Source organism: Pseudomonas sp. AC239 (genome assembly GCF_979258545.1).
On record NZ_OZ409864.1, the window covers coordinates 3,409,177 to 3,429,916 of the forward strand.

Sequence of the window (20,740 nt, forward strand, 5' to 3'; positions counted from 1 at the left end):
TTTTCCGACGCCGCATAGTCTCAAACGTTTGTCTGAAATATCTCTGAAACCTGTGGGACGCTCGTTCACAAGCCGCAAAACAGTGATGCAGCCGCTGCCCGCGGATAGCGGGCGCGCGAGGTGTCGTCTTGCCACCGCGCTGTGGCCGAGGTGGACGCCGACTATCGAATGCTCAACCGCCGTGGCTCATGGCTCTTCGGCTTTGAGTTCCTTTTCGATCTTTTCGATTTCCTGCTTGAACACCTGATCCTGAACGGTTGGGCGCTTGCGCCATGCCTTGCGTTCCGGTTCCGGCTGAGCGGCGTAGGTGGTGACTTCCCCGCCGTAAACTTCCTTGTAACGTTGTTCCTGGCGCTCTAGTTCCGCGCGCAGTTCGTCTTTTGTCACGGTGCTACCTGTATGAGTTGAATTGAATATCCGGTGAAACACACTGCAACGAGTCAATTGCGCGCCCCCGCCAGTCATCCACAGCCCGATCAGGCGCGGAGACATTGAAGAGGCAATCAAGACTTCCGTGTTACAGGCGGCTACGGCACCAGATAAAAACTGACGCAGCATCAGTTTCCTGTTTCAGCGAGCGCTGGCGTTGCATGTGTGATGGGCGCCGGGCGCTGGCCGGAGCTGAGACGAAGGACCTCGTTTCAGCAAGTCGCAGGCTTTTGATTAAAGCGCCGCGATTAGGGTGCATTATAGCGGCCGATTCGGGAATGACTATCTTTGCCAAGTTAAAAACGGTTCTGAATGTGTGATGGTTTTGTTGCTGGCAACTTTTGCCGCTAGTTAAGTGTAAAGACAGCGTTATAGAACAGGCGTTCTGTTTTTGGCGCCATTAACTGGAACAACTAAGTTGCGAGCAGAATCGCTAAAGCGGCCTCAAGGATGAAGAGGAGGGCAGGGGTCTGGATTGCGATTATCGGTCGGCGGTTCGATAATCGCCCAATGTTGGCGCCCCGGTGCTTGTGCATCGCGCGGCGAGCCGTTTGACTAGGCATCGATGCGTGCCGGACAAGGACAAGAAATGAACGATCAAATGCGCAACTCTTTCACGTCGGTGGCGCCGCCCATCGTCGCCTCGCCGGCCAAGCGCATTCAGGCGCTGACCGGTGATCCGGATTTCATGACCTCGCTGGCCCGTGGTCTGGCGGTGGTGCAGGCGTTTCAGGAGCGTAAACGCCACCTGACCATCGCGCAGATCAGTCATCGCACGGAAATTCCCCGCGCCGCCGTGCGCCGTTGCCTGCACACGCTGATCAAGCTCGGCTACGCCACCACCGACGGGCGCACCTATTCGCTGCTGCCGAAAGTGCTGACCCTCGGCCACGCCTATCTGTCCTCGACGCCGCTGGCGGTCTCGGCCCAGCCGTATCTGGACCGTATGAGCGAGCAATTGCACGAAGCCTGCAACATGGCGACGCTGGAGGGCGATGACATTCTCTATATCGCGCGTTCGGCGACCACTCAGCGATTGATCTCGGTCGACCTTTCCGTCGGTGGGCGGTTGCCGGCGTATTGCACGTCGATGGGGCGGATTCTGCTAGCGGCACTGGATGACACCTCCCTGGGCGAATACCTCGACCACGCTGAACTCGTGGCCAAGACCAGCCGCACCATTCATACCCCCGACGCTTTGCTCGAATGTTTGCAGCAGGTGCGTCAACAGGGCTGGTGCATTGTCGATCAGGAACTGGAACAGGGCCTGCGCTCGATCGCCGTGCCGGTGTACGACGCCTCGGGGCAAGTGGTCGCCGCGCTGAATGTCAGCACCCACGCCGGGCGAGTCAGCCGCGCGGAACTGGAGCAGCGCTTCTTGCCCGGCCTGCTCAGCGCCAGTCGCGACCTCAGTGCGCAGTTGTTCGCCTGAGGAAGCTGTTCGATAAACGCACAGTGTTGCGTTTATCGAATTGACGCTAAAACCCTCGGATCATTAATGTCGCGGCAGCGTCATCCGGCGCTGATGTGAATGAGCTCGCCGGACTGTCGACCCCATAATAATGACAAGAGGCAACTCACCATGCGCTCGCTCCCCGACTGTCCGTATCCCACCCGTTGTTGCCGGGTTCACCGCAACGCCTGATAACAACCTTCTATTCTTGTGACCGTGCCTTCCTTTGGCCGGCCGCCGTTCGACTGCGTTTTTTGCGTGGAATAAAAATAATGAACCAGCCTCAGTCCGCTGTGGGTAACTGCCTCGATGTGCAGACCTTTATCAACGCCCAACCGATCTCGCGCTATCAGTGGCGAGTGGTGATCCTGTGTTTCCTGATCGTATTTCTCGACGGCCTCGACACCGCCGCCATGGGCTTCATCGCCCCGGCGCTGTCGCAAGACTGGGGCATTGATCGCGCCAGCCTCGGCCCGGTGATGAGTGCCGCGCTGATCGGCATGGTCTTCGGCGCGCTCGGCTCCGGCCCGTTGGCTGACCGCTTCGGGCGAAAAGTCGTACTCGTCGGTGCGGTGATTCTGTTCGGCGGCTTCAGCCTGGCCTCGGCTTACAGCACCAACGTCGAACAACTGCTGGTGTTGCGCTTCCTCACCGGCCTCGGTCTCGGCGCGGGCATGCCCAACGCCACGACGCTGCTCTCGGAATACACCCCGGAGCGCAAGAAGTCGCTGCTGGTGACCAGCATGTTCTGCGGCTTCAACCTCGGCATGGCCGGCGGCGGTTTCATCTCGGCAAAACTGATCCCGGCCTTCGGCTGGCACGCGTTGCTGATGATCGGCGGGATCCTGCCATTGATCCTCGCGGTAGTGCTGCTGTTCTGGCTGCCGGAATCGGCGCGCTACCTGGTGGTGCGCAACCGAGGCACCGACAAAGTACGCAAGACCCTCGCGCCGATCGACCCGGTTGCCGTCGCCCAGGCGTCGAGCTTCAGCGTGCCGGAACAGAAAACCGTGAAGGCGCGCAATGTCTTCGCGGTGATTTTCTCCGGCACTTACAGCACCGGCACGCTGCTGTTGTGGCTGACCTATTTCATGGGCCTGGTGATCGTATACCTGCTGACCAGTTGGCTGCCGACGCTGATGCGCGACAGCGGTGCGAGCATGGAACAGGCCGCGTTCATCGGCGCGTTGTTCCAGTTTGGCGGCGTGTTGAGCGCGGTCGGGGTGGGCTGGGCGATGGACCGCTTCAATCCGCACAAGGTCATCGGCATTTTCTACCTGCTGGCCGGGGTGTTTGCCTACGCGGTAGGGCAAAGCCTGGGCAACATCACCTTGCTGGCGACGCTGGTGCTGGTGGCAGGCATGTGCGTCAACGGCGCGCAATCGGCGATGCCGTCATTGGCCGCGCGCTTCTACCCGACGCAAGGACGCGCGACCGGGGTGTCGTGGATGCTCGGCATCGGCCGCTTCGGCGCGATCCTCGGCGCGTGGATGGGCGCAACCTTGCTCGGCCTGGGCTGGAATTTCGAGCAGGTGCTGACCGCGCTGGTGATCCCGGCGGGGTTGGCGACGGCGGCGGTGTTGATCAAGGGCATGGTCAGTCATGCGGATGCGACCTGAATCGGGCGCAGATCGTTATTGAACAGGCTGGCCCCTTCGCGAGCAGGCTCGCTCCCACATTCTGGAATGCATTCCAAGGTGGGAGCGAGCCTGCTCGCGAAGCTTTTGATCTGATTGTTAGCTGAACAACAATCCGTTCGATAAACGAACACTCAGTCGATTATCGGATTGTTTGGCGATTTTCCCGAGCTTAATCTTCAGTGACTCCGGCGCTGAACCTCGCGCCTTTTTATCACTGGCGATTCCTTACAAGAACAGGAGCCCGCTCCATGGCTGAGATCCTTTCGCTGCACGACGCGGTGAAGCAATTCGTCAACGACGGCGATACCGTCGCCCTCGAAGGCTTCACGCACCTGATCCCTACAGCAGCGGGTCATGAAATCATTCGTCAAGGCAAGAAAGATCTGACGCTGGTGCGGATGACGCCTGACCTGATCTACGACCAACTGATCGGCGCCGGTTGCGCGCGCAAACTGATTTTCTCCTGGGGCGGCAACCCGGGCGTGGGCTCTCTGCACCGTCTGCGTGACGCGGTCGAGAAACAATGGCCGCATCCGCTGGAAATCGAAGAGCACAGCCACGCCGACCTCGCCAACGCCTACGTTGCCGGCGCGTCCGGCCTGCCGTTCGCGGTGCTGCGTGCCTACGCCGGCTCCGACCTGCCGAAGGTCAATCCGCTGATCAAAACCGTGACCTGTCCGTTCACCGGCGAAGTGCTGGCGGCAGTGCCATCGGTACGCCCGGACGTCACCGTGATTCACGCGCAGAAAGCCGACCGCAAGGGCAACGTGTTGCTCTGGGGCATTCTCGGTGTGCAGAAAGAAGCCGCGCTGGCCGCCAAACGCTGCATCGTCACCGTGGAAGAAATCGTCGACGACCTCAACGCACCGATGAACGCTTGCGTACTGCCGACCTGGGCCTTGAGTGCGGTCTGTCACGTGCCGGGCGGCGCGCATCCGTCCTACGCCCACGGTTACACCGAGCGTGACAATCGTTTCTATCAGGCGTGGGACCCGATCGCTCGCGACCGTGAGACGTTTACCGCGTGGATCAACGAATACATCCATGGCTGCGCTGACTTCAGCGAATTCCAGGCCAAATTGGCCGCTGCTTCGGAGGCCAAGTAATGACTTACACCACCAATGAAATGATGACCGTCGCGGCGGCCCGGCGCCTGAAGAACGGCTCGGTATGCTTCGTCGGCATCGGCCTGCCCTCGAAAGCCGCCAACCTTGCGCGCCTGACATCATCGCCGGACGTAGTGCTGATTTACGAATCCGGCCCGATTGGCGCCAAGCCGAGCGTACTGCCGCTGTCCATCGGTGACGGCGAGTTGGCCGAGACCGCCGACACCGTGGTGCCGACCGGTGAGATTTTTCGCTACTGGCTGCAGGGCGGGCGCATCGACGTCGGTTTTCTCGGCGCCGCGCAGGTCGACCGTTTCGGCAACATCAACACCACCGTGGTCGGCGACTACCACGCGCCAAAAGTGCGTCTGCCGGGTGCCGGTGGCGCGCCGGAGATCGCCGGTTCGGCGAAAAGCGTGTTGATCATCCTTAAACAGTCGGCGCGGTCGTTTGTCGACAAACTCGATTTCATCACCTCGGTCGGTCATGGCGAGGGTGGCGATTCGCGTAAACGTCTGGGCCTGCCGGGCGCCGGGCCGGTGGGCATCATCACCGACCTGTGCATCATGGAACCGGAGGAGGGCACCCACGAATTCGTGGTCACTGCGCTGCATCCGGGCGTGACCCGCGAGCAAGTGGTCGCCGCCACCGGTTGGGCGATTCGTTTTGCCGACTCCGTTGCAACCACCGCTGAGCCGACCGAAGTCGAGCTGACCGCACTGCGTGATCTTGAAGCGCGCACCGCTGCCGCCCACGGTCAGGCGCCGGGAGAAGCATGATGCGTGACGTGTATATCTGCGATGCGATTCGCACCCCTATTGGCCGTTTCGGCGGCGCACTGTCCGCCGTGCGCGCCGATGACCTCGCCGCCGTGCCGATCAAAGCCTTGATGGAGCGCAATCCATCGGTGGACTGGAAGGCGGTCGATGAGGTGTTCCTCGGCTGCGCCAATCAGGCCGGCGAAGACAACCGCAACGTTGCGCGCATGGCATTGCTGCTCGCCGGCCTGCCGGACAGTGTGCCCGGCGTGACGCTCAATCGCCTCTGCGCCTCGGGCATGGACGCGATCGGCACCGCATTCCGCGCCATCGCCAGTGGCGAGATGGAGCTGGCGATTGCCGGTGGCGTCGAATCGATGTCCCGCGCGCCGTTCGTGATGGGCAAGGCCGACGCGGCGTTTTCGCGCAATATGAAACTGGAAGACACCACCATCGGCTGGCGTTTCATCAACCCGCTGATGAAGGCGCAGTACGGCGTCGATGCCATGCCGCAGACCGCTGATAACGTCGCCGACGACTACAAGGTTTCGCGCGCAGATCAGGACGCCTTTGCCTTGCGCAGTCAGCAACGTACCGCCGCCGCTCAAGCCGCCGGATACTTCGCTGAAGAAATCGTCGAAGTGCGCATCGCCCACAAAAAAGGCGAAACCGTGGTCAGCGAGGACGAACATCCGCGCGCCGACACCACCATTGAAGCGCTGGCCAAACTGAAACCGGTCAACGGCGCGGACAAAACCATTACTGCCGGCAATGCCTCCGGGGTCAACGATGGTGCTGCTGCGCTGATTCTGGCGTCAGCCGAAGCGGTGAAAAAACACGGCCTGACCGCCCGCGCAAAAGTGCTCGGCATGGCCAGCGCCGGTGTCGCGCCACGGGTGATGGGCATCGGCCCGGTGCCAGCGGTGCGCAAACTGACCGAGCGCCTCGGCGTCGCCGTCAGCGATTTCGACGTGATCGAGCTCAACGAAGCGTTTGCCAGCCAGGGCCTCGCGGTATTGCGCGAGTTGGGCCTGGACGACGATGCGCCGCAGGTCAACCCGAATGGCGGCGCGATTGCTCTCGGTCACCCATTGGGCATGAGCGGTGCGCGGCTGGTGCTGACTGCCCTGCATCATCTGGAAAAGACTGGCGGCAAGAAAGGTCTGGCGACCATGTGCGTCGGTGTTGGCCAGGGTCTGGCCCTGGCCATCGAACGTGTCTGACGCGCTGCGGCACTTACAAGAACTGAGGAAAGCGAAATGACTGACAAGCCTGGTTACCGTCGCCCACAGACAGGCACTCAGCCTGACTACCTGCACCCGACGTATCAATCCACCAACCTGCGCTCGCCGTCCAAGCCTTTGGTGTACCTGCCCCATTCACTTTCGGAAATCACCGGGCCGACCATCGGTGCCGAACACGTTGCCGAGAAGGACAATGACCTCACCGCACAGCACGACGGCGAGCCGTTGGGCGAGCGCATCATCATTCACGGCCGCGTGCTCGACGAAGACGGCCTGCCGGTGCCGGGGATTCTGGTGGAGATCTGGCAGGCCAACGCCGCCGGCCGCTACAACCATGCCCGCGACCTGCACGACGCGCCGCTGGACCCGAACTTTACCGGCACCGGCCGCACCGTCACCGATGCCGATGGCTGGTACCAGTTCCAGACCATCAAGCCCGGCGCCTATCCGTGGGGCAACCACCACAACGCCTGGCGCCCGGCGCATATCCATTTTTCCCTGTTCGGGCCGAGCATCCTTACGCGTCTGGTCACGCAAATGTACTTCCCCGGTGATCCGCTGCTGGCGTACGACCCGATCTACAACTGCGTGCCGGACACTTCGGCCAAGGAACGCTTGATCGCCAGTTTCGATCTGGAAAAAACCATTCCGTCCTACGCCCTCGGTTACCGCTGGGACATCGTGCTGCGCGGCCGTGAAGCCACGCCGATGGAGAAATAAGATGACGCTCTATGCGACCACGTCCCACACCGTCGGGCCGTATTACCACATCGGCCTGACCTGGCTGAACCGCGAAACCCTGGCCAACGAACTGACCCTCGGCGAGCGCGTGGCGATCACCGGCCAGGTGGTGGACGGCAATGGCGATGTCGTCAACGACGCCATGCTCGAAGTCTGGCAGGCCAACGCCGCCGGCAAGTACGACCACCCGGAAGACCATCAGGACAAGCCGCTGGATCCGAATTTCGAAGGTTTCGGTCGGGTGCCAGTGGACGCCGAAGGGCGCTTCCGTTTCACCACGATCAAACCCGGCACCGTGCCCGGCCTGAAAGGCTCGACTCAGGCGCCGCATCTGGTGGTATTGGTGTTCGCCCGAGGGTTGGTGAAGCACCTGCTGACGCGGATTTATTTCGAGGGTGACCCGGCGAACGTTGCTGATCCGTTGCTCGAGTGTGTGCCGGCGGAGCGTCGTCAGACATTGCTGGCCAAGGCGGATGCATCCGGCGTTTACCAGTGGAATGTAGTTCTGCAGGGCACCGATGCCGAGACGGTGTTCTTCGATTATTGAGAGAACACCCCAAATCCCCTGCAGGACAGATTCCCTGTGGTGAGGGGATTTATCCCCGCTGGGCTGCGAAGCAGCCCCAAAAACCAGTCGGCGGGGTATTCAGATGAACCGCGTGTATCTGATTTGCGAGTGCTTCGCACTCGAGCGGGGATAAATCCCCTCGCCACAAAGCTGATCCAAGCGCGGGTGACGATCCGATGTGGAACGGGACTGTTGCAAAGTATGTCTAGACTGTGACTGTCCCTATCGAGTGAAAAAACAATGACAACGCCCACCTCCCATTACACCGGTGAAGAGCGCAGCAAGCGCATCTTCGCCATCGTCGGCGCTTCGTCCGGCAACCTCGTCGAATGGTTCGACTTCTACGTCTACGCCTTCTGCGCTATCTATTTCGCCCCGGCGTTCTTCCCCTCCGATAACCCGACGGTGCAACTGGTCAACACCGCTGGCGTGTTCGCTGCCGGGTTCCTGATGCGTCCGATTGGTGGCTGGATTTTCGGCCGCGTCGCTGACAAGCACGGGCGCAAGAATTCGATGCTCATCTCGATTCTGATGATGTGCTTCGGCTCGCTGTTGATTGCCTGCTTGCCAACGTACAAGGACATCGGTGTCTGGGCGCCAGTGCTGTTGCTGTTCGCGCGTTTGCTGCAAGGTCTGTCGGTCGGCGGCGAATACGGCACCACCGCGACTTACATGAGCGAAGTTGCGCTCAAGGGTCAGCGCGGTTTCTTCGCCTCGTTCCAGTACGTCACGTTGATTGGCGGGCAACTGCTGGCGGTGTCGCTGGTGGTGGTGCTGCAACAGTTCCTCACTGAAGAAGATCTGCGTGCCTACGGCTGGCGGATTCCGTTTGTGGTCGGTGCGGTGGCGGCGCTGATTTCGCTGTTCCTGCGTCGTTCGCTGAAGGAAACCACCAACGAGGAAACCCGCGCGCACAAGGACGCCGGCAGCATCACCGCGCTGTTCCGCGATCACAAAGCGGCGTTCATCACTGTGCTCGGCTACACCGCTGGCGGATCGCTGATTTTCTATACCTTCACCACCTACATGCAGAAATACCTGGTGAACACCGCCGGCATGCACGCCAAGACCGCCAGCTACATCATGACTGGCGCGCTGTTCCTGTATATGTGCATGCAGCCGTTGTTCGGCATGCTCGCCGACAAGATCGGCCGACGTAACTCGATGCTCTGGTTCGGCGCCCTCGGCACGCTGTTCACCGTGCCGATCCTGCTCAGCCTGAAAAGCATCAGCAGTCCGTTCCTCGCCTTTGTACTGATCACTCTGGCGCTGGCGATCGTCAGTTTCTACACCTCGATCAGTGGTCTGGTGAAAGCCGAGATGTTCCCGCCTGAAGTCCGCGCGCTGGGTGTCGGCCTGGCCTACGCAGTGGCGAATGCGATCTTCGGTGGCTCGGCAGAGTTTGTTGCCCTGAGCCTCAAGGCCGGCGGCATGGAAAACGCCTTCTACTGGTACGTCACGGCGATGATGGCGGTGGCCTTCCTGTTCAGCCTGCGTTTGCCCAAGCAGGCGAAGTATCTGCACCACGATCTGTAAACCCATGTGCGCGGGCTGCGAGGCCCGCGCCGGCAAGGACTGTTTATGACTCAGCGACCGGGCAATCAATTGTTCGATGCCTATTTCACCGCCCGCGATATGCGCGAAGTGTTCTGCGATCAGGGCCGCGTACAGGCGATGCTCGATTTCGAAGCGGCGCTGGCCCGGGCCGAAGCGCGGGTCGGGCTGATTCCTTCATCGGCGGTGGCACCGATTGCCGCAGCGTGCGAGGCGGGCCTGTACGACTTTGCGGTGCTGGGTGAGGCGATCGCCACGGCCGGCAATTCGGCGATTCCACTGGTCAAGGCCTTGGGCAAGCAGATCGCCTCGACCGATGCCGAAGCCGAGCGCTATGTGCATCTGGGTGCGACCAGTCAGGACGTGATGGATTCCGGGCTCATCCTGCAATTGCGCCAGGCGCTGGCGCTGATCGAAAAGCAACTGGCGCAACTGGCCGACTCGCTCGCCACTCAGGCACAACGTTTCGCCACTACGCCACTGGCCGGGCGCACCTGGCTGCAACACGCCACGCCCGTGACCCTCGGGATGAAAATTGCTGGATGGCTGGGCGCCGTCACGCGCAGCCGTCAGCGTCTGCAACAACTGAAACCGCGTCTGCTGGTGCTGCAATTCGGTGGCGCCTCCGGCACGCTCGCGGCGCTGGGTGAACAGGCGTTGCCGATCGCCAAAGCATTGGCCGAAGAGCTGCAACTGACCCTGCCCGAGCAACCGTGGCACACCCAGCGTGATCGCATCGTCGAATTCGGCGCTGTGCTTGGCTTGATCGCCGGCAGCCTCGGCAAATTCGGCCGCGACATCAGCCTGTTGATGCAGACCGAAGCAGCGGAGGTTTTTGAGCCTGCGGCACCGGGCAAGGGCGGTTCGTCGACCATGCCGCACAAACGCAATCCGGTCGGCGCGGCGGTGCTGATCGGCGCGGCCACGCGGGTGCCGGGGCTGGTGTCGACGCTGTTCAGCGCGATGCCGCAGGAGCACGAACGCAGCCTCGGTTTGTGGCATGCCGAATGGGAAACGCTGCCGGAAATCTGCTGCCTGGTGTCCGGTTCGCTGCAACAGGCGCGTTTGCTGGCCGATGGGCTGGAGGTCGATGCGGCGCGCATGGCCCGCAACCTCGAATTGACCCAAGGCCTGGTGCTGGCCGAAGCGGTGAGCATCGTCCTCGCCCAACGCGTCGGCCGCGACACCGCGCATCACTTGCTCGAACAATGCTGCAAACGCGCCGTGGCCGAGCAACACCATTTGCGTGCGGTGCTCGCTGACGAGCCGCAAGTCACCGCCGAACTCAGTGGCGCTGAACTCGATGATCTTCTGAACCCCGCGCATTACCTTGGCCAGGCGCAAGTCTGGGTCGAGCGCGCGGTGGCTGAACACAACGCTTTGACTGTCTGAAGGAGAGGGCTGTGGCTTTCGTTCAACTCGCCGATGGCGAACTGCATTATCAAATAGAAGGCCCGGCCGCTGCGCCGGTGCTGGTGCTGTCCAACTCGCTGGGCACCGACCTGCACATGTGGGACGCGCAAATGCCGGCGTTCGCCGAGCATTTCCGCGTGCTGCGTTTCGACACGCGCGGCCATGGGCAATCGCTGGTCACCGAAAGGCCGTACAGCATCGAACAACTCGGTCGCGACGTGCTCGGTCTGCTCGATGCGCTGCATATCGAGCGCGCGCATTTCTGCGGGTTGTCGATGGGCGGGCTGATCGGTCAGTGGCTGGGGATCAATGCCGGGCATCGTCTGCACAAACTGATCGTGTGCAACACAGCGGCGAAAATCGGCGATCCGTCGGTATGGAATCCGCGCATCGAAACCGTACTGCGCGACGGCCCGGCGGCGATGGTCGCACTGCGTGATGCCTCGATTGCGCGCTGGTTCACCCCGGACTTTTCCGCAGCGCATCCCGAGGCGGCGAAGAAGATTACCGACATGCTTGCCGCAACCAATCCACAAGGTTATGCGGCCAACTGCGCGGCCGTGCGCGACGCCGATTTCCGTGAACAACTGGCTTCGATCAACGTGCCGTTGCTGGTGATTGCCGGCAGCGAAGATGCGGTAACTCCGCCGTCCGGCGGGCACTTCATTCGCGACCACGTGCGCGGTGCCGAGTACGCCGAGTTCCATGCGGCGCATTTGTCCAACGTGCAGGCCGGTGCCGCTTTCAGCGACCGTGTGCTGGCGTTTTTGCAGGCTCAGTGAGGAAGAATTTGTGGACGAGAAACAACGTTACGACGAAGGCATGCAAGTCCGCCGCGCGGTGCTGGGCGATGCCCACGTCGATCGCAGCCTGACCACGCTGACTGAGTTCAACTCGGAATTCCAGGAGATGATCACCCGCCACGCCTGGGGCGATATCTGGACCCGCCCGGGCCTGCCCCGGCACACCCGCAGCCTGATCACCATCGCCATGCTGATCGGTATGAACCGCGAGGGCGAACTGAAACTGCACCTGCGCGCAGCGGCCAACAACGGCGTGAGCCGTGCCGAGATCAAGGAAGTGATCATGCAGAGCGCAATCTACTGCGGCATCCCGGCGGCGAATGCGACGTTTCATCTGGCGGAATCGGTGTGGGATGAGCTAGGAGTCGAATCCCGGGATTGATGGCGCCCGAAATTACGCCTTCGCGAGCAAGCTCGCTCCCACATTGGAGTTGTGTCGATCACAAAACAAATGTGGGAGCGAGCTTGCTCGCGAAGACCATTTCATATTCGACAGAGATGTCGACAGAAGCTGCGCTTTCACGAGCAGGCTCGCTCCCACAGTGGGGCATGTGTGGTTAGAGAAGGCTGATCGGGTAGCTGACGATCAACCGGTTCTCGTCGAACTCGTTGTTGCTGAAGTCGCGGCGCATGGTCGAGTTGCGCCATCTGACGTTCAAATCCTTCAACGTGCCGCTCTGCACCGTGTAACCCAGTTCCGACTCGCGACCCCATTCCTTGCCGTCGGTGATCGTCCCGGTGTGCACGTTGTCGCCGCTGATGTAGCGGTTCATCAGGGTCAGGCCGGGGATGCCCATGGCGGCGAAGTTGTAGTCGTGGCGCAACTGCCAGGAGCGTTCCTGAGCGTTGTCATAACTGGCGTTGTAGCTGTCGTTGGCCAGCGTCCCGCCACTGGTGCCGTTGACGCGCATCCAGGCGCTGTCGCCGGTGAGTTTCTGCAGGCCGAGGTAGAACGTGTTGCCGCCATACTTGGCCGAAAACATCCCGTACCAGGTCTTGTTGTCCAGATCGCCGGCGCGAGCGCTGCCATCTTCCTTGCCGTAGAAAAAGCCGAGGTTGGCGCCCAGCGTCCAGTCGCCGAGCGGCTGGCTGTGCAGCACGTTGAGGTACTGCTGGCTGTAGATGTCCTTGAGTTGCGCGTTCCACAAGCCGATCTGCGTGCGCTTGTCGTTGAACAGGTATTCGCCGCCCTGGAAGTTGAAGCGATCTGAGGTGAACGCGGCTTTGCCGGTCATCGACATGTCGCTCATGCTGCTGTCGTCGCGCGGGCTGTTGGCGCGGAACTGGCCGCCATAGAGGGTCAGGCCGGCGATTTCCTTCGAGGTGATCTGGCCGCCACGGAAGGTTTGCGGCAGCGAGCGACCGTCGTCCGAACGCAGAATCGGCAGCACCGGCATCCACTCACCGACCTTGACTTCGGTCCGCGAAAGCTTGGCCTTGAAGGCGACGTTGGTGCGGCCAAAGTTGTCCGCCGGGCGACCGTCATGGTCCAGCGGCAACAACTGCGTGCCGCCCGTGCCTTTACCGCCATCGAGCTTGACCGAATACAGCCCGAGCACGTCCATGCCGAAGCCGACCGTGCCTTGGGTGAAACCGGATTTGGCGTCGAGGATGAAACTCTGCGTCCACTCTTCAGCTTTGCCTTGGGTCTTGGTCGGGTTGGTGAAGTTGCGGTTGATATAGAAGTTGCGCAGGTTCAGGTTGACCTTGGCGCCCTCGACGAAACCGCTTTCTTCGGCGCTGGCTGGCAGGGCCAGACCGGCGATAGTCAGGGCGATCACAGCGGGCAATGCGTAGGGCACAGGGAAAACTGTCATGGACTTGGGTCTCTCTTGTTTTTTTAGGGCGAACGGCTGCGCTGGCGCGGCGTTGGCGGCGCAGGCAACGTGATGCAGGTCTGAGATGAAACCGTGGCGGTCAGCCGGGCGGGGCAGGGCGCTGGAGCATGGTGTCGAACCTTGTTGTTATTGGTTTTCTGGTTCGAATGGTGAAGCGCCTGGAGGTTCGGGTTCAATTGCTGAAAGCGGGTTTTGGGCGGTTATCGAACGCAAGATTCAGCCGGTTTTTGGGTGAATGTGAGGGCCTCATCGCTGGCAAGCCAGCTCCCACAGATTTTTGCATCGCTCACAAATTTGGGTACACCACAGAACATTGTGGGAGCTGGCTTACCAGCGATGAGGCCAGACAAGACAACGTAGTTTTATGGCAGGCAACAAAAAGCCCACCAGTCGGTGGGCTTTTTGTTTCACTCGATGATGATCAGAACAGCTTCATCTTCGGCGCTTCTTCTTTCAGCGGTTCGTTCTGCGCAGTTTGCGCATTCCAGCCACCGCCCAATGCCTTGTACAGGTTGACCGCGCTGTTCAGCTGCGCGAGGCGGTCGGTGATCAGCGCTTGTTGCGCGCTGAACAGCTGACGCTGGGCATCGAGGAAGGTCAGGTTGCTGTCGACGCCGATGCGATAGCGACGTTCGGCCAGGCGGTAGTAATCCTGGTTGGCCTGAACGAAGTCACGTTGCGCCTGCAGCTGCTCGGTATAGGTCTGGCGGGCGGCGAGGCCGTCGGCGACTTCCTGGAAGGCGGTCTGGATCGACTTCTCGTAGTTCGCCACGCCAATGTCCTTCTGGATCTTGGCGTAGTCGAGGCTGGCGCGCAGGCTGCCGGCGTTGAAGATCGGCAGGTTGATCTGCGGCTGGAACAGCCACGTCCCCGAACCACCCTTGAACAGGCCGGACAGATCCGGGCTCAGGCTGCCCGCGTTGGCGGTCAGGCTGATGCTCGGGAAGAACGCTGCACGCGCCGCGCCGATGTTGGCGTTGGCCGCCTTCAGGTTGTACTCGGCTTGCAGAATGTCCGGGCGGCGTTGCAGCAGATCCGAAGGCAGACCGGCCGGCACGTCGCTGAGCAGGTCATCGGACAGCGGTTTGGCCGCTTGCAGGTTGGCCGGGATACCGGTGCCAAGCAGCAGGGTCAGGCTGTTTTCGTCCTGCGCGACCTGGCGGGTATAGCGCGCCAGCTGTGCCCGGGCGTTTTCCACGGAAGTGCGCGACTGCGCCAGATCCAACGCCGAGGCCACACCGACTTCGTTGCTGCGGCTGGTCAGCTTGTAGCTTTCTTCGAAGGCACCCAGGGTGTCCTGCGTCAGCTTGAGCAGTTCCTTGTCCGCCTGCCAGGTCAGGTAGGCATTGGCGACGTTGGCGACCAGACTGATCTGCGTACTGCGGCGTGCTTCTTCAGTAGCGAAGTATTGTTGCAGCGCTTGCTCGCTCAGGCTGCGCACCCGACCGAACAGATCGAGTTCGTAGGCGCTGACGCCGACGGTCGCCGAGTAGGAGCTGGTGATCCCCGACTCGCCGGTCTGCGAGGCACGGGCCGGCAGACGCTGGCGGCTGCCGGCGGCATTGGCCGACACTGCCGGGAACAGGTCGGCGCGCTGGATGCGGTACTGCGCCGCGTAAGCGTCGATGTTCAGCGCCGCGACACGCAGGTCGCGGTTGTTTTCCAGGGCGACCTGGATCAGCTGTTGCAGGGCCGGGTCATGGAAAAACTGCTTCCAGCCCTGTTCGGCAGCGGCTTGCGCCGGAGCCTGGGCCGGCGAGTACGCCGGCCCCTGCGGGTACTGGCCTGCGACCGGAGCCTCAGGCTGCTGATAGTCAGGTATCAGCGAGCAACCGCTCAGCACGAAGGCGGCGACTGCGATGGAGAGTAGCGACTTGCTCATTGGCCAGCCTCTTTAGGAGTTTCAGTAGTCTCATCCGCGTCGGTCTTTTTGCGCTGACCGATGGACGACACAGTAACGAAGAACAGTGGGACCCAGAAGATCGCCAGGATCGTGGCCGTGAGCATACCGCCAATCACGCCGGTACCGATCGCATGTTGACTGCCTGAACCGGCGCCGGTGGAAATCGCCAGCGGCACAACACCGAGGACGAAGGCCAGCGAGGTCATGATGATCGGGCGCAGACGCATGCGGCAGGCTTCGATTGCCGCTTCACGCAGGGTGCGTCCCTGTTCATGCAGTTCCTTGGCGAATTCGACAATCAGAATGGCGTTTTTAGCCGCCAGACCGATGGTCGTCAACAAGCCCACCTGGAAGTACACGTCGTTGGACAGACCGCGCAGGCTGGTGGCCATCAGTGCACCGATGATCCCCAGCGGTACCACGAGCATGACAGCGATCGGAATCGACCAGCTCTCATACAGCGCCGCCAGACACAGGAACACCATCAGCAGCGACAGGGCGTACAGCGCTGGCGCTTGCGAGCCGGACAGACGTTCCTCGTAGGACAGACCGGTCCAGGAGATACCGACACCGGACGGCAGCTTCTTGGCAATCGCTTCGACTTCAGCCATCGCCTCACCGGTGGAGTAACCCGGCGCCGGAGCCCCGAGGACCTCGACCGCTTCCACACCGTTATAGCGCGCCAGTTTCGGCGAACCGTAGACCCACTCGCCCTTGGCAAATGCCGAGAACGGAACCATGGTGCCTTCGGCGTTACGCACGTACCACTTCTTCAAGTCTTCCGGGCTCATGCGCGAGTCCGGCTGGCCCTGCACGTAGACTTTCTTCACCCGACCACGGTCGATGAAGTCGTTGACGTAGCTACTGCCCAGCGCGATCGACAGGGTGTTGTTGATGTCGCTGATGGTGATGCCGAGGGCACTGGCCTTCTCGTCGTCGATTTCCAGTTGGAACTGCGGTTCATCGTTCAGGCCGTTCGGACGCACCTGGGTCAGCACCTTGCTTTGCGCCGCCATGCCGAGGAACTGGTTGCGCGCTTCCATCAGTTTTTCGTGGCCGATACCGGCACGGTCCTGCAGGAACACGTCGAAACCGGTGGCGTTACCCAATTCCAGAACCGCTGGCGGGGCGAAGGCAAACACCATCGCGTCGCGGAAGCTGAAGAAGTGTTGCTGGGCACGCGCAGCGAGGTTGAACACGCTGTTGTCCGCGTTACGTTCGCCCCACGGCTTGAGCATGATGAACGCCATACCCGAGCTCTGACCACGGCCGGCGAAGTTGAAGCCGGTCACGGTAAACACCGAAGCCACCGCGTCCGCCTCACCGCCGTCCTTGTTCGGACGCAGCAGGTACTCACGCATTTCATCCACCACCACCTGCGTACGCTGGGCACTGGAACCGGCCGGGGTCTGCACCTGAGCGAACAGTACGCCCTGGTCTTCTTCCGGGAGGAATGCGGTCGGGATGCGGGTGAACAGCCAGATCATGCCGACGACGATCAGCAGGTACGCCAGCAGGTACGGCGCCTTGCGGGTCAGCATGTTGCCGACGCCACGCTCGTAGCTGCGTACGCCACGGTCGAAGTTGCGGTTGAACCAGCCGAAGAAACCTTTCTTCGGAGTTCCGTGCTCGCCTTTCGGAATCGGCTTGAGCATGGTTGCGCACAGCGCAGGGGTGAAGATCAGGGCAACCAGTACCGACAGGGCCATGGCCGACACGATGGTGATCGAGAACTGCTTGTAGATCACACCGGTGGAGCCGCTGAAGAACGCCATCGGCAGCAGTACCGCGGAGAGCACGAGGGCGATACCGACCAGTGCACCCTGGATCTGGCCCATGGATTTCTTCGTCGCTTCTTTCGGTGACAAGCCTTCTTCGCTCATCACCCGCTCGACGTTTTCCACCACGACGATGGCGTCGTCCACCAGCAGACCGATGGCCAGCACCATGCCGAACATGGTCAGGGTGTTGATGCTGAAACCGGCGGCGGCGAGGATGCCGAATGTACCGAGCAGTACCACCGGCACGGTCATCGTGGTGATGACGGTGGCGCGGAAGTTCTGCAGGAACAGGAACATCACCAGGAACACCAGCGCGATCGCTTCGACCAGGGTGTGCACCACGCCTTTGATCGACTCGGTCACCACCGGGGTGGTGTCATACGGGAACACCACTTCCATGCCTTGCGGGAAGAACGGCTTGAGGCTGTCGATGGTGTTGCGCAGCGCTTTGGCCGTATCGAGGGCGTTGGCGCCGTTGGCCAGTTTCACCGCCAGACCGGACGCCGGGCTGCCGTTGAACTGGGCGCTGATCGCGTAGTTCTCACCGCCGAGGCCGACTTCAGCCACGTCTTTGAGGCGCACCTGCGAGCCGTCCTTGTTGACCTTGAGCAGAATTTCCTTGAACTGCTCGGCGGTCTGCAGACGGGTCTTGCCGATGATCGTCGCGTTCAGTTGCTGGCCCTGCACGGCAGGCAAGCCACCGAGCTGACCGGACGACACCTGGACGTTCTGCGCAGCAATGGCGTTTTTCACGTCGACCGGGGTCAGGTTGAAGTTGTTCAACTTGGCCGGGTCGAGCCAGATCCGCATCGCGTACTGCGCACCGAAGACCTGGAAGTCACCGACGCCAGCGGTCCGCGAGATCGGGTCCTGCATGTTCGACACGATGTAGTTGGACAGGTCGTCCTTGGTCATGCTGCCGTCACGCGACACCACGCCGATCACCAGCAGGAAGTTCTTCACTGCCTTGGTCACGCGGATACCCTGTTGCTGCACTTCCTGCGGCAGCAGCGGGGTGGCCAGGTTCAGCTTGTTCTGGACCTGGACCTGCGCGGTGTCGGAGTTGGTGCCTTGCTCGAAGGTTGCGGTGATGGTCATGCTGCCGTCGGAGTTACTTTCCGAAGATACATAACGCAGGTTGTCGATACCGTTGAGCTGTTGCTCGATGACCTGCACCACGGTGTCCTGCACGGTTTGTGCGGACGCACCCGGGTAGGTCACCTGGATCGCAATGGCCGGTGGCGCAATGCTCGGGTATTGGTTGATCGGCAATTTCAGGATCGAAAGTGCCCCGACCAGCATGATCACCAGGGCGATTACCCAGGCGAAAATCGGACGGTCGATGAAGAATTTTGACATGGGTTACTCCCCTTTGCCGCCGGCGGCTTTGTCAGCTGCCTGTGCGGGGGCCGGGTTCTTGGTGCCGACGTTAGTCGCCTCGGTCGCTTTGACCTCGACGCCCGGTTTGACGTACTGCAGCCCTTCGGTGATCAGACGATCGCCGGCTTTCAGGCCGTCTTCGATCAGCCACTGGCTGCCGACGGTGCGGCTGGCCTTGAGCTGACGCAGCTCGACTTTGTTGTCGGCGCCGACGACCAATGCGGTCGGGGTGCCTTTGAGGTCGCGGGTCACGCCTTGTTGCGGCGCAAGGATCGCTGCGCTGTTGACGCCGGCCTGCAGTTGGGCGTGAACGAACATGCCTGGCAGCAGGGTGTGATCCGGGTTCGGGAACACCGCGCGCAGGGTCACCGAGCCAGTGGTCTGGTCAACCGAGACTTCGGAGAATTCCAGCTTGCCGTCGAGCTTGTACTGGCTGCCGTCTTCCAGGGTCAGCTTGACCGCAGCGGCGTTGTCGCCAGCCTTCTGCAGACGGCCGCTTTCCAGTTCGCGGCGAAGTTCCAGCAGTTCCACCGACGACTGGGTCACGTCGACGTAGATCGGGTCGAGCTGCTGAATCACTGCCATTGCATCGGCCTGGCCATTGCTGACCAGTGCGCCTTCGGTGACCGAAGAGCGGCCGATACGGCCAGAGATCGGCGCGTAGACCTTGGTGTAACGCACGTTGATCTGCGCAGTCTGCAGCGACGCTTCCGATTGCAGGCGGTTGGCCAGCGCGGTGTCGTATTCCTGACGGCTCACCGCTTGCTCATCGACCAGCTGCTTGTAGCGGTCGGAGATCGACTTGGTCGAACGCAGGTTGGCTTCGGCGCTTTTCAAGGTCGCTTCGTAGACCGACGGATCGATCTGATACAGCTGCTGGCCGGCTTTGACGTCGGCGCCTTCCTTGAACAAACGCTTGAGGATGATGCCGTTGACCTGCGGGCGAACTTCAGCGATGCGGAACGCACTGGTGCGGCCCGGCAGCTCGGAGGTGAGGGTAAAGGCTTGTGGTTGCAGGGTGACGACGCCGACCTGAGGAGGCGGAGCGGCAGGGGCCGCTTCTTCCTTTTTACATCCGCTGAGCAGCGATGCCAGGGCGACGGCAGTGACCAGAGCGGTAACAGCTGGCTTGAATTGCATGAAGATCCTCGGGTCAGGCGCGCAAGAAGCGCACAAGAAGTGTGAAAGAGTAAAAATCGGGCACCGGGTGGATAAGTAGCTTGCTAAGTAATATACTTACGTTCATGGTTGTTTGTAAACACCTGCGCCGCGTACCCACCCTGATACAAAAGTCGTCGCAAGGTTTGAAATTGTAGGCCGGGGAGTCGATTCACGAGAGATCGCCCCCTCTTTATTCAGCGGATATTCAGCCATCCCTGAAACATCCTGTTTGAGGTTTTACTGCCATGGTCCGTCGTACCAAAGAGGAAGCTCAGGAAACCCGCAGCCAGATTCTGGAAGCGGCCGAGAAAGCCTTCTATGAAAGGGGGGTTGCCCGCACCACCCTGGCGGACATCGCGACCCTCGCCGGCGTGACGCGTGGCGCCATCTACTGGCATTTCAGCAACAAGGCCGACCTGGTCCAGGCCATGCTCGACAGCCTGCACGAACCGCTGGATGAACTGGCCAAGGCCAGCGAAAGCGAGGACGAACCGGACCCGCTGGGCTGCATGCGCCAGTTGCTGATTCATTTGTTTCATCAAGTTGCACTGGACCCGAAAACCCGGCGCATCAACGAAATTCTGTTTCATAAGTGCGAGTTCACCGATGAAATGTGCGATCTGCGCCAGCAGCGCCGGACGGCCAGTCTCGATTGCAACTTGCGCATCGGCCTGACCCTGCGTAATGCGGTGAATCGCGGCCAGTTGCCGGAAGATCTCGACACTGCCCGCGCGGCGATCAGCATTCATGCCTACATCGACGGCCTGCTGTACGGCTGGCTGCTGGCCCCGGACAGCTTCGAACTGCACGCCGAGGCTGAACGCTGGGTCGACACCGGGCTGGACATGCTGCGCCTGAGCCCAAGCCTGCGCAAATGAAACAAAATGCGCAATTGCCCAGGGAGATGTCAATCAGCCGCCATGGCTGATGATCGCGGCGGGGAGTTTAAACGTAGCCAGCCGCGGATT

Annotated in this window: 17 protein-coding genes; 12 read left to right on the forward strand and 5 right to left on the reverse strand. The window is 61.4% G+C overall.

Annotated features, from left to right (window positions below; genetic code table 11):
- Positions 1-186: 186 nt before the first annotated feature.
- Positions 187-387 carry a hypothetical protein gene (locus tag ACZ0AZ_RS15500; RefSeq protein WP_008080067.1) on the reverse strand — a complete coding sequence of 67 codons (201 nt, stop codon included), beginning with the start codon at positions 385-387 and terminating at the stop codon, positions 187-189.
- A 631-nt stretch (positions 388-1,018) separates the two neighbouring features.
- On the opposite strand from ACZ0AZ_RS15500, the gene pcaR reads away from it, so the two are divergent.
- The 11 genes from pcaR (at position 1,019) to pcaC (ending at position 12,091) form a co-directional block, all read left to right on the forward strand.
- Positions 1,019-1,861 (forward strand): pca regulon transcriptional regulator PcaR, encoded by an 843-nt coding sequence (pcaR, locus tag ACZ0AZ_RS15505; RefSeq protein ID WP_016771343.1) that lies wholly within the window; start codon positions 1,019-1,021, stop codon positions 1,859-1,861.
- Positions 1,862-2,154: 293 nt separating this feature from the next.
- Positions 2,155-3,501 (forward strand): 4-hydroxybenzoate transporter PcaK, encoded by a 1,347-nt coding sequence (pcaK, locus tag ACZ0AZ_RS15510; RefSeq protein ID WP_463537683.1) that lies wholly within the window; start codon positions 2,155-2,157, stop codon positions 3,499-3,501.
- A 269-nt stretch (positions 3,502-3,770) separates the two neighbouring features.
- Positions 3,771-4,628: a CoA transferase subunit A gene (locus ACZ0AZ_RS15515; protein WP_073475850.1), complete on the forward strand. Its 858-nt coding sequence runs from the start codon at positions 3,771-3,773 to the stop codon at positions 4,626-4,628.
- Complete coding sequence (locus tag ACZ0AZ_RS15520) at positions 4,628-5,407, forward strand: CoA-transferase subunit beta (RefSeq protein ID WP_039762659.1); 780 nt, start codon at positions 4,628-4,630, stop codon at positions 5,405-5,407. The genes ACZ0AZ_RS15515 and ACZ0AZ_RS15520 overlap by 1 nt, the downstream gene beginning before the upstream one ends.
- On the forward strand, positions 5,404-6,609 hold the full coding sequence (gene pcaF, locus ACZ0AZ_RS15525; protein ID WP_463537684.1) for a 3-oxoadipyl-CoA thiolase: 1,206 nt from the start codon (positions 5,404-5,406) through the stop codon (positions 6,607-6,609). Before ACZ0AZ_RS15520 ends, pcaF begins: the two co-directional genes overlap by 4 nt.
- 36 nt (positions 6,610-6,645) lie before the next feature.
- Positions 6,646-7,350: a protocatechuate 3,4-dioxygenase subunit beta gene (gene pcaH, locus ACZ0AZ_RS15530; protein ID WP_463537685.1), complete on the forward strand. Its 705-nt coding sequence runs from the start codon at positions 6,646-6,648 to the stop codon at positions 7,348-7,350.
- 1 nt (position 7,351) lies between these two features.
- Positions 7,352-7,918, forward strand: a complete 567-nt coding sequence (pcaG, locus tag ACZ0AZ_RS15535; RefSeq protein WP_129998852.1) for a protocatechuate 3,4-dioxygenase subunit alpha — start codon at positions 7,352-7,354, stop codon at positions 7,916-7,918.
- A 261-nt stretch (positions 7,919-8,179) separates the two neighbouring features.
- Entirely contained in the window at positions 8,180-9,475 is a 1,296-nt protein-coding gene (locus ACZ0AZ_RS15540; RefSeq protein WP_039762664.1) for an MFS family transporter, read from the forward strand.
- Between the two features lie 45 nt (positions 9,476-9,520).
- Positions 9,521-10,885, forward strand: coding sequence for a 3-carboxy-cis,cis-muconate cycloisomerase (locus tag ACZ0AZ_RS15545; RefSeq protein WP_463537686.1), 1,365 nt, complete (start codon positions 9,521-9,523; stop codon positions 10,883-10,885).
- A gap of 11 nt (positions 10,886-10,896) precedes the next feature.
- A complete protein-coding gene (gene pcaD, locus ACZ0AZ_RS15550) occupies positions 10,897-11,688 on the forward strand; it encodes a 3-oxoadipate enol-lactonase (RefSeq protein WP_463537687.1) in 792 nt (263 codons plus the stop codon).
- Between the two features lie 10 nt (positions 11,689-11,698).
- Positions 11,699-12,091, forward strand: coding sequence for a 4-carboxymuconolactone decarboxylase (gene pcaC / locus ACZ0AZ_RS15555; protein WP_129998855.1), 393 nt, complete (start codon positions 11,699-11,701; stop codon positions 12,089-12,091).
- A gap of 175 nt (positions 12,092-12,266) precedes the next feature.
- Here the strand turns inward: pcaC and ACZ0AZ_RS15560 are convergent, their stop codons facing one another.
- The 4 genes from ACZ0AZ_RS15560 to emhA form a co-directional block, all read right to left on the reverse strand.
- Entirely contained in the window at positions 12,267-13,526 is a 1,260-nt protein-coding gene (locus ACZ0AZ_RS15560; RefSeq protein WP_129998856.1) for an OprD family porin, read from the reverse strand.
- A 442-nt stretch (positions 13,527-13,968) separates the two neighbouring features.
- Complete coding sequence (emhC, locus tag ACZ0AZ_RS15565) at positions 13,969-15,429, reverse strand: efflux RND transporter outer membrane subunit EmhC (protein ID WP_129998857.1); 1,461 nt, start codon at positions 15,427-15,429, stop codon at positions 13,969-13,971.
- Positions 15,426-18,590, reverse strand: coding sequence for an efflux RND transporter permease subunit EmhB (gene emhB, locus ACZ0AZ_RS15570; RefSeq protein WP_039762672.1), 3,165 nt, complete (start codon positions 18,588-18,590; stop codon positions 15,426-15,428). Before emhB ends, emhC begins: the two co-directional genes overlap by 4 nt.
- A 3-nt stretch (positions 18,591-18,593) precedes the next feature.
- Positions 18,594-19,751, reverse strand: coding sequence for an efflux RND transporter periplasmic adaptor subunit EmhA (gene emhA, locus ACZ0AZ_RS15575; protein ID WP_039762673.1), 1,158 nt, complete (start codon positions 19,749-19,751; stop codon positions 18,594-18,596).
- 266 nt (positions 19,752-20,017) lie between these two features.
- Here emhA and emhR point away from each other — a divergent pair, with 266 nt between their 5' ends.
- Entirely contained in the window at positions 20,018-20,650 is a 633-nt protein-coding gene (emhR, locus tag ACZ0AZ_RS15580) for an efflux system transcriptional repressor EmhR (RefSeq protein WP_016771330.1), read from the forward strand.
- Positions 20,651-20,740: the final 90 nt, after the last annotated feature.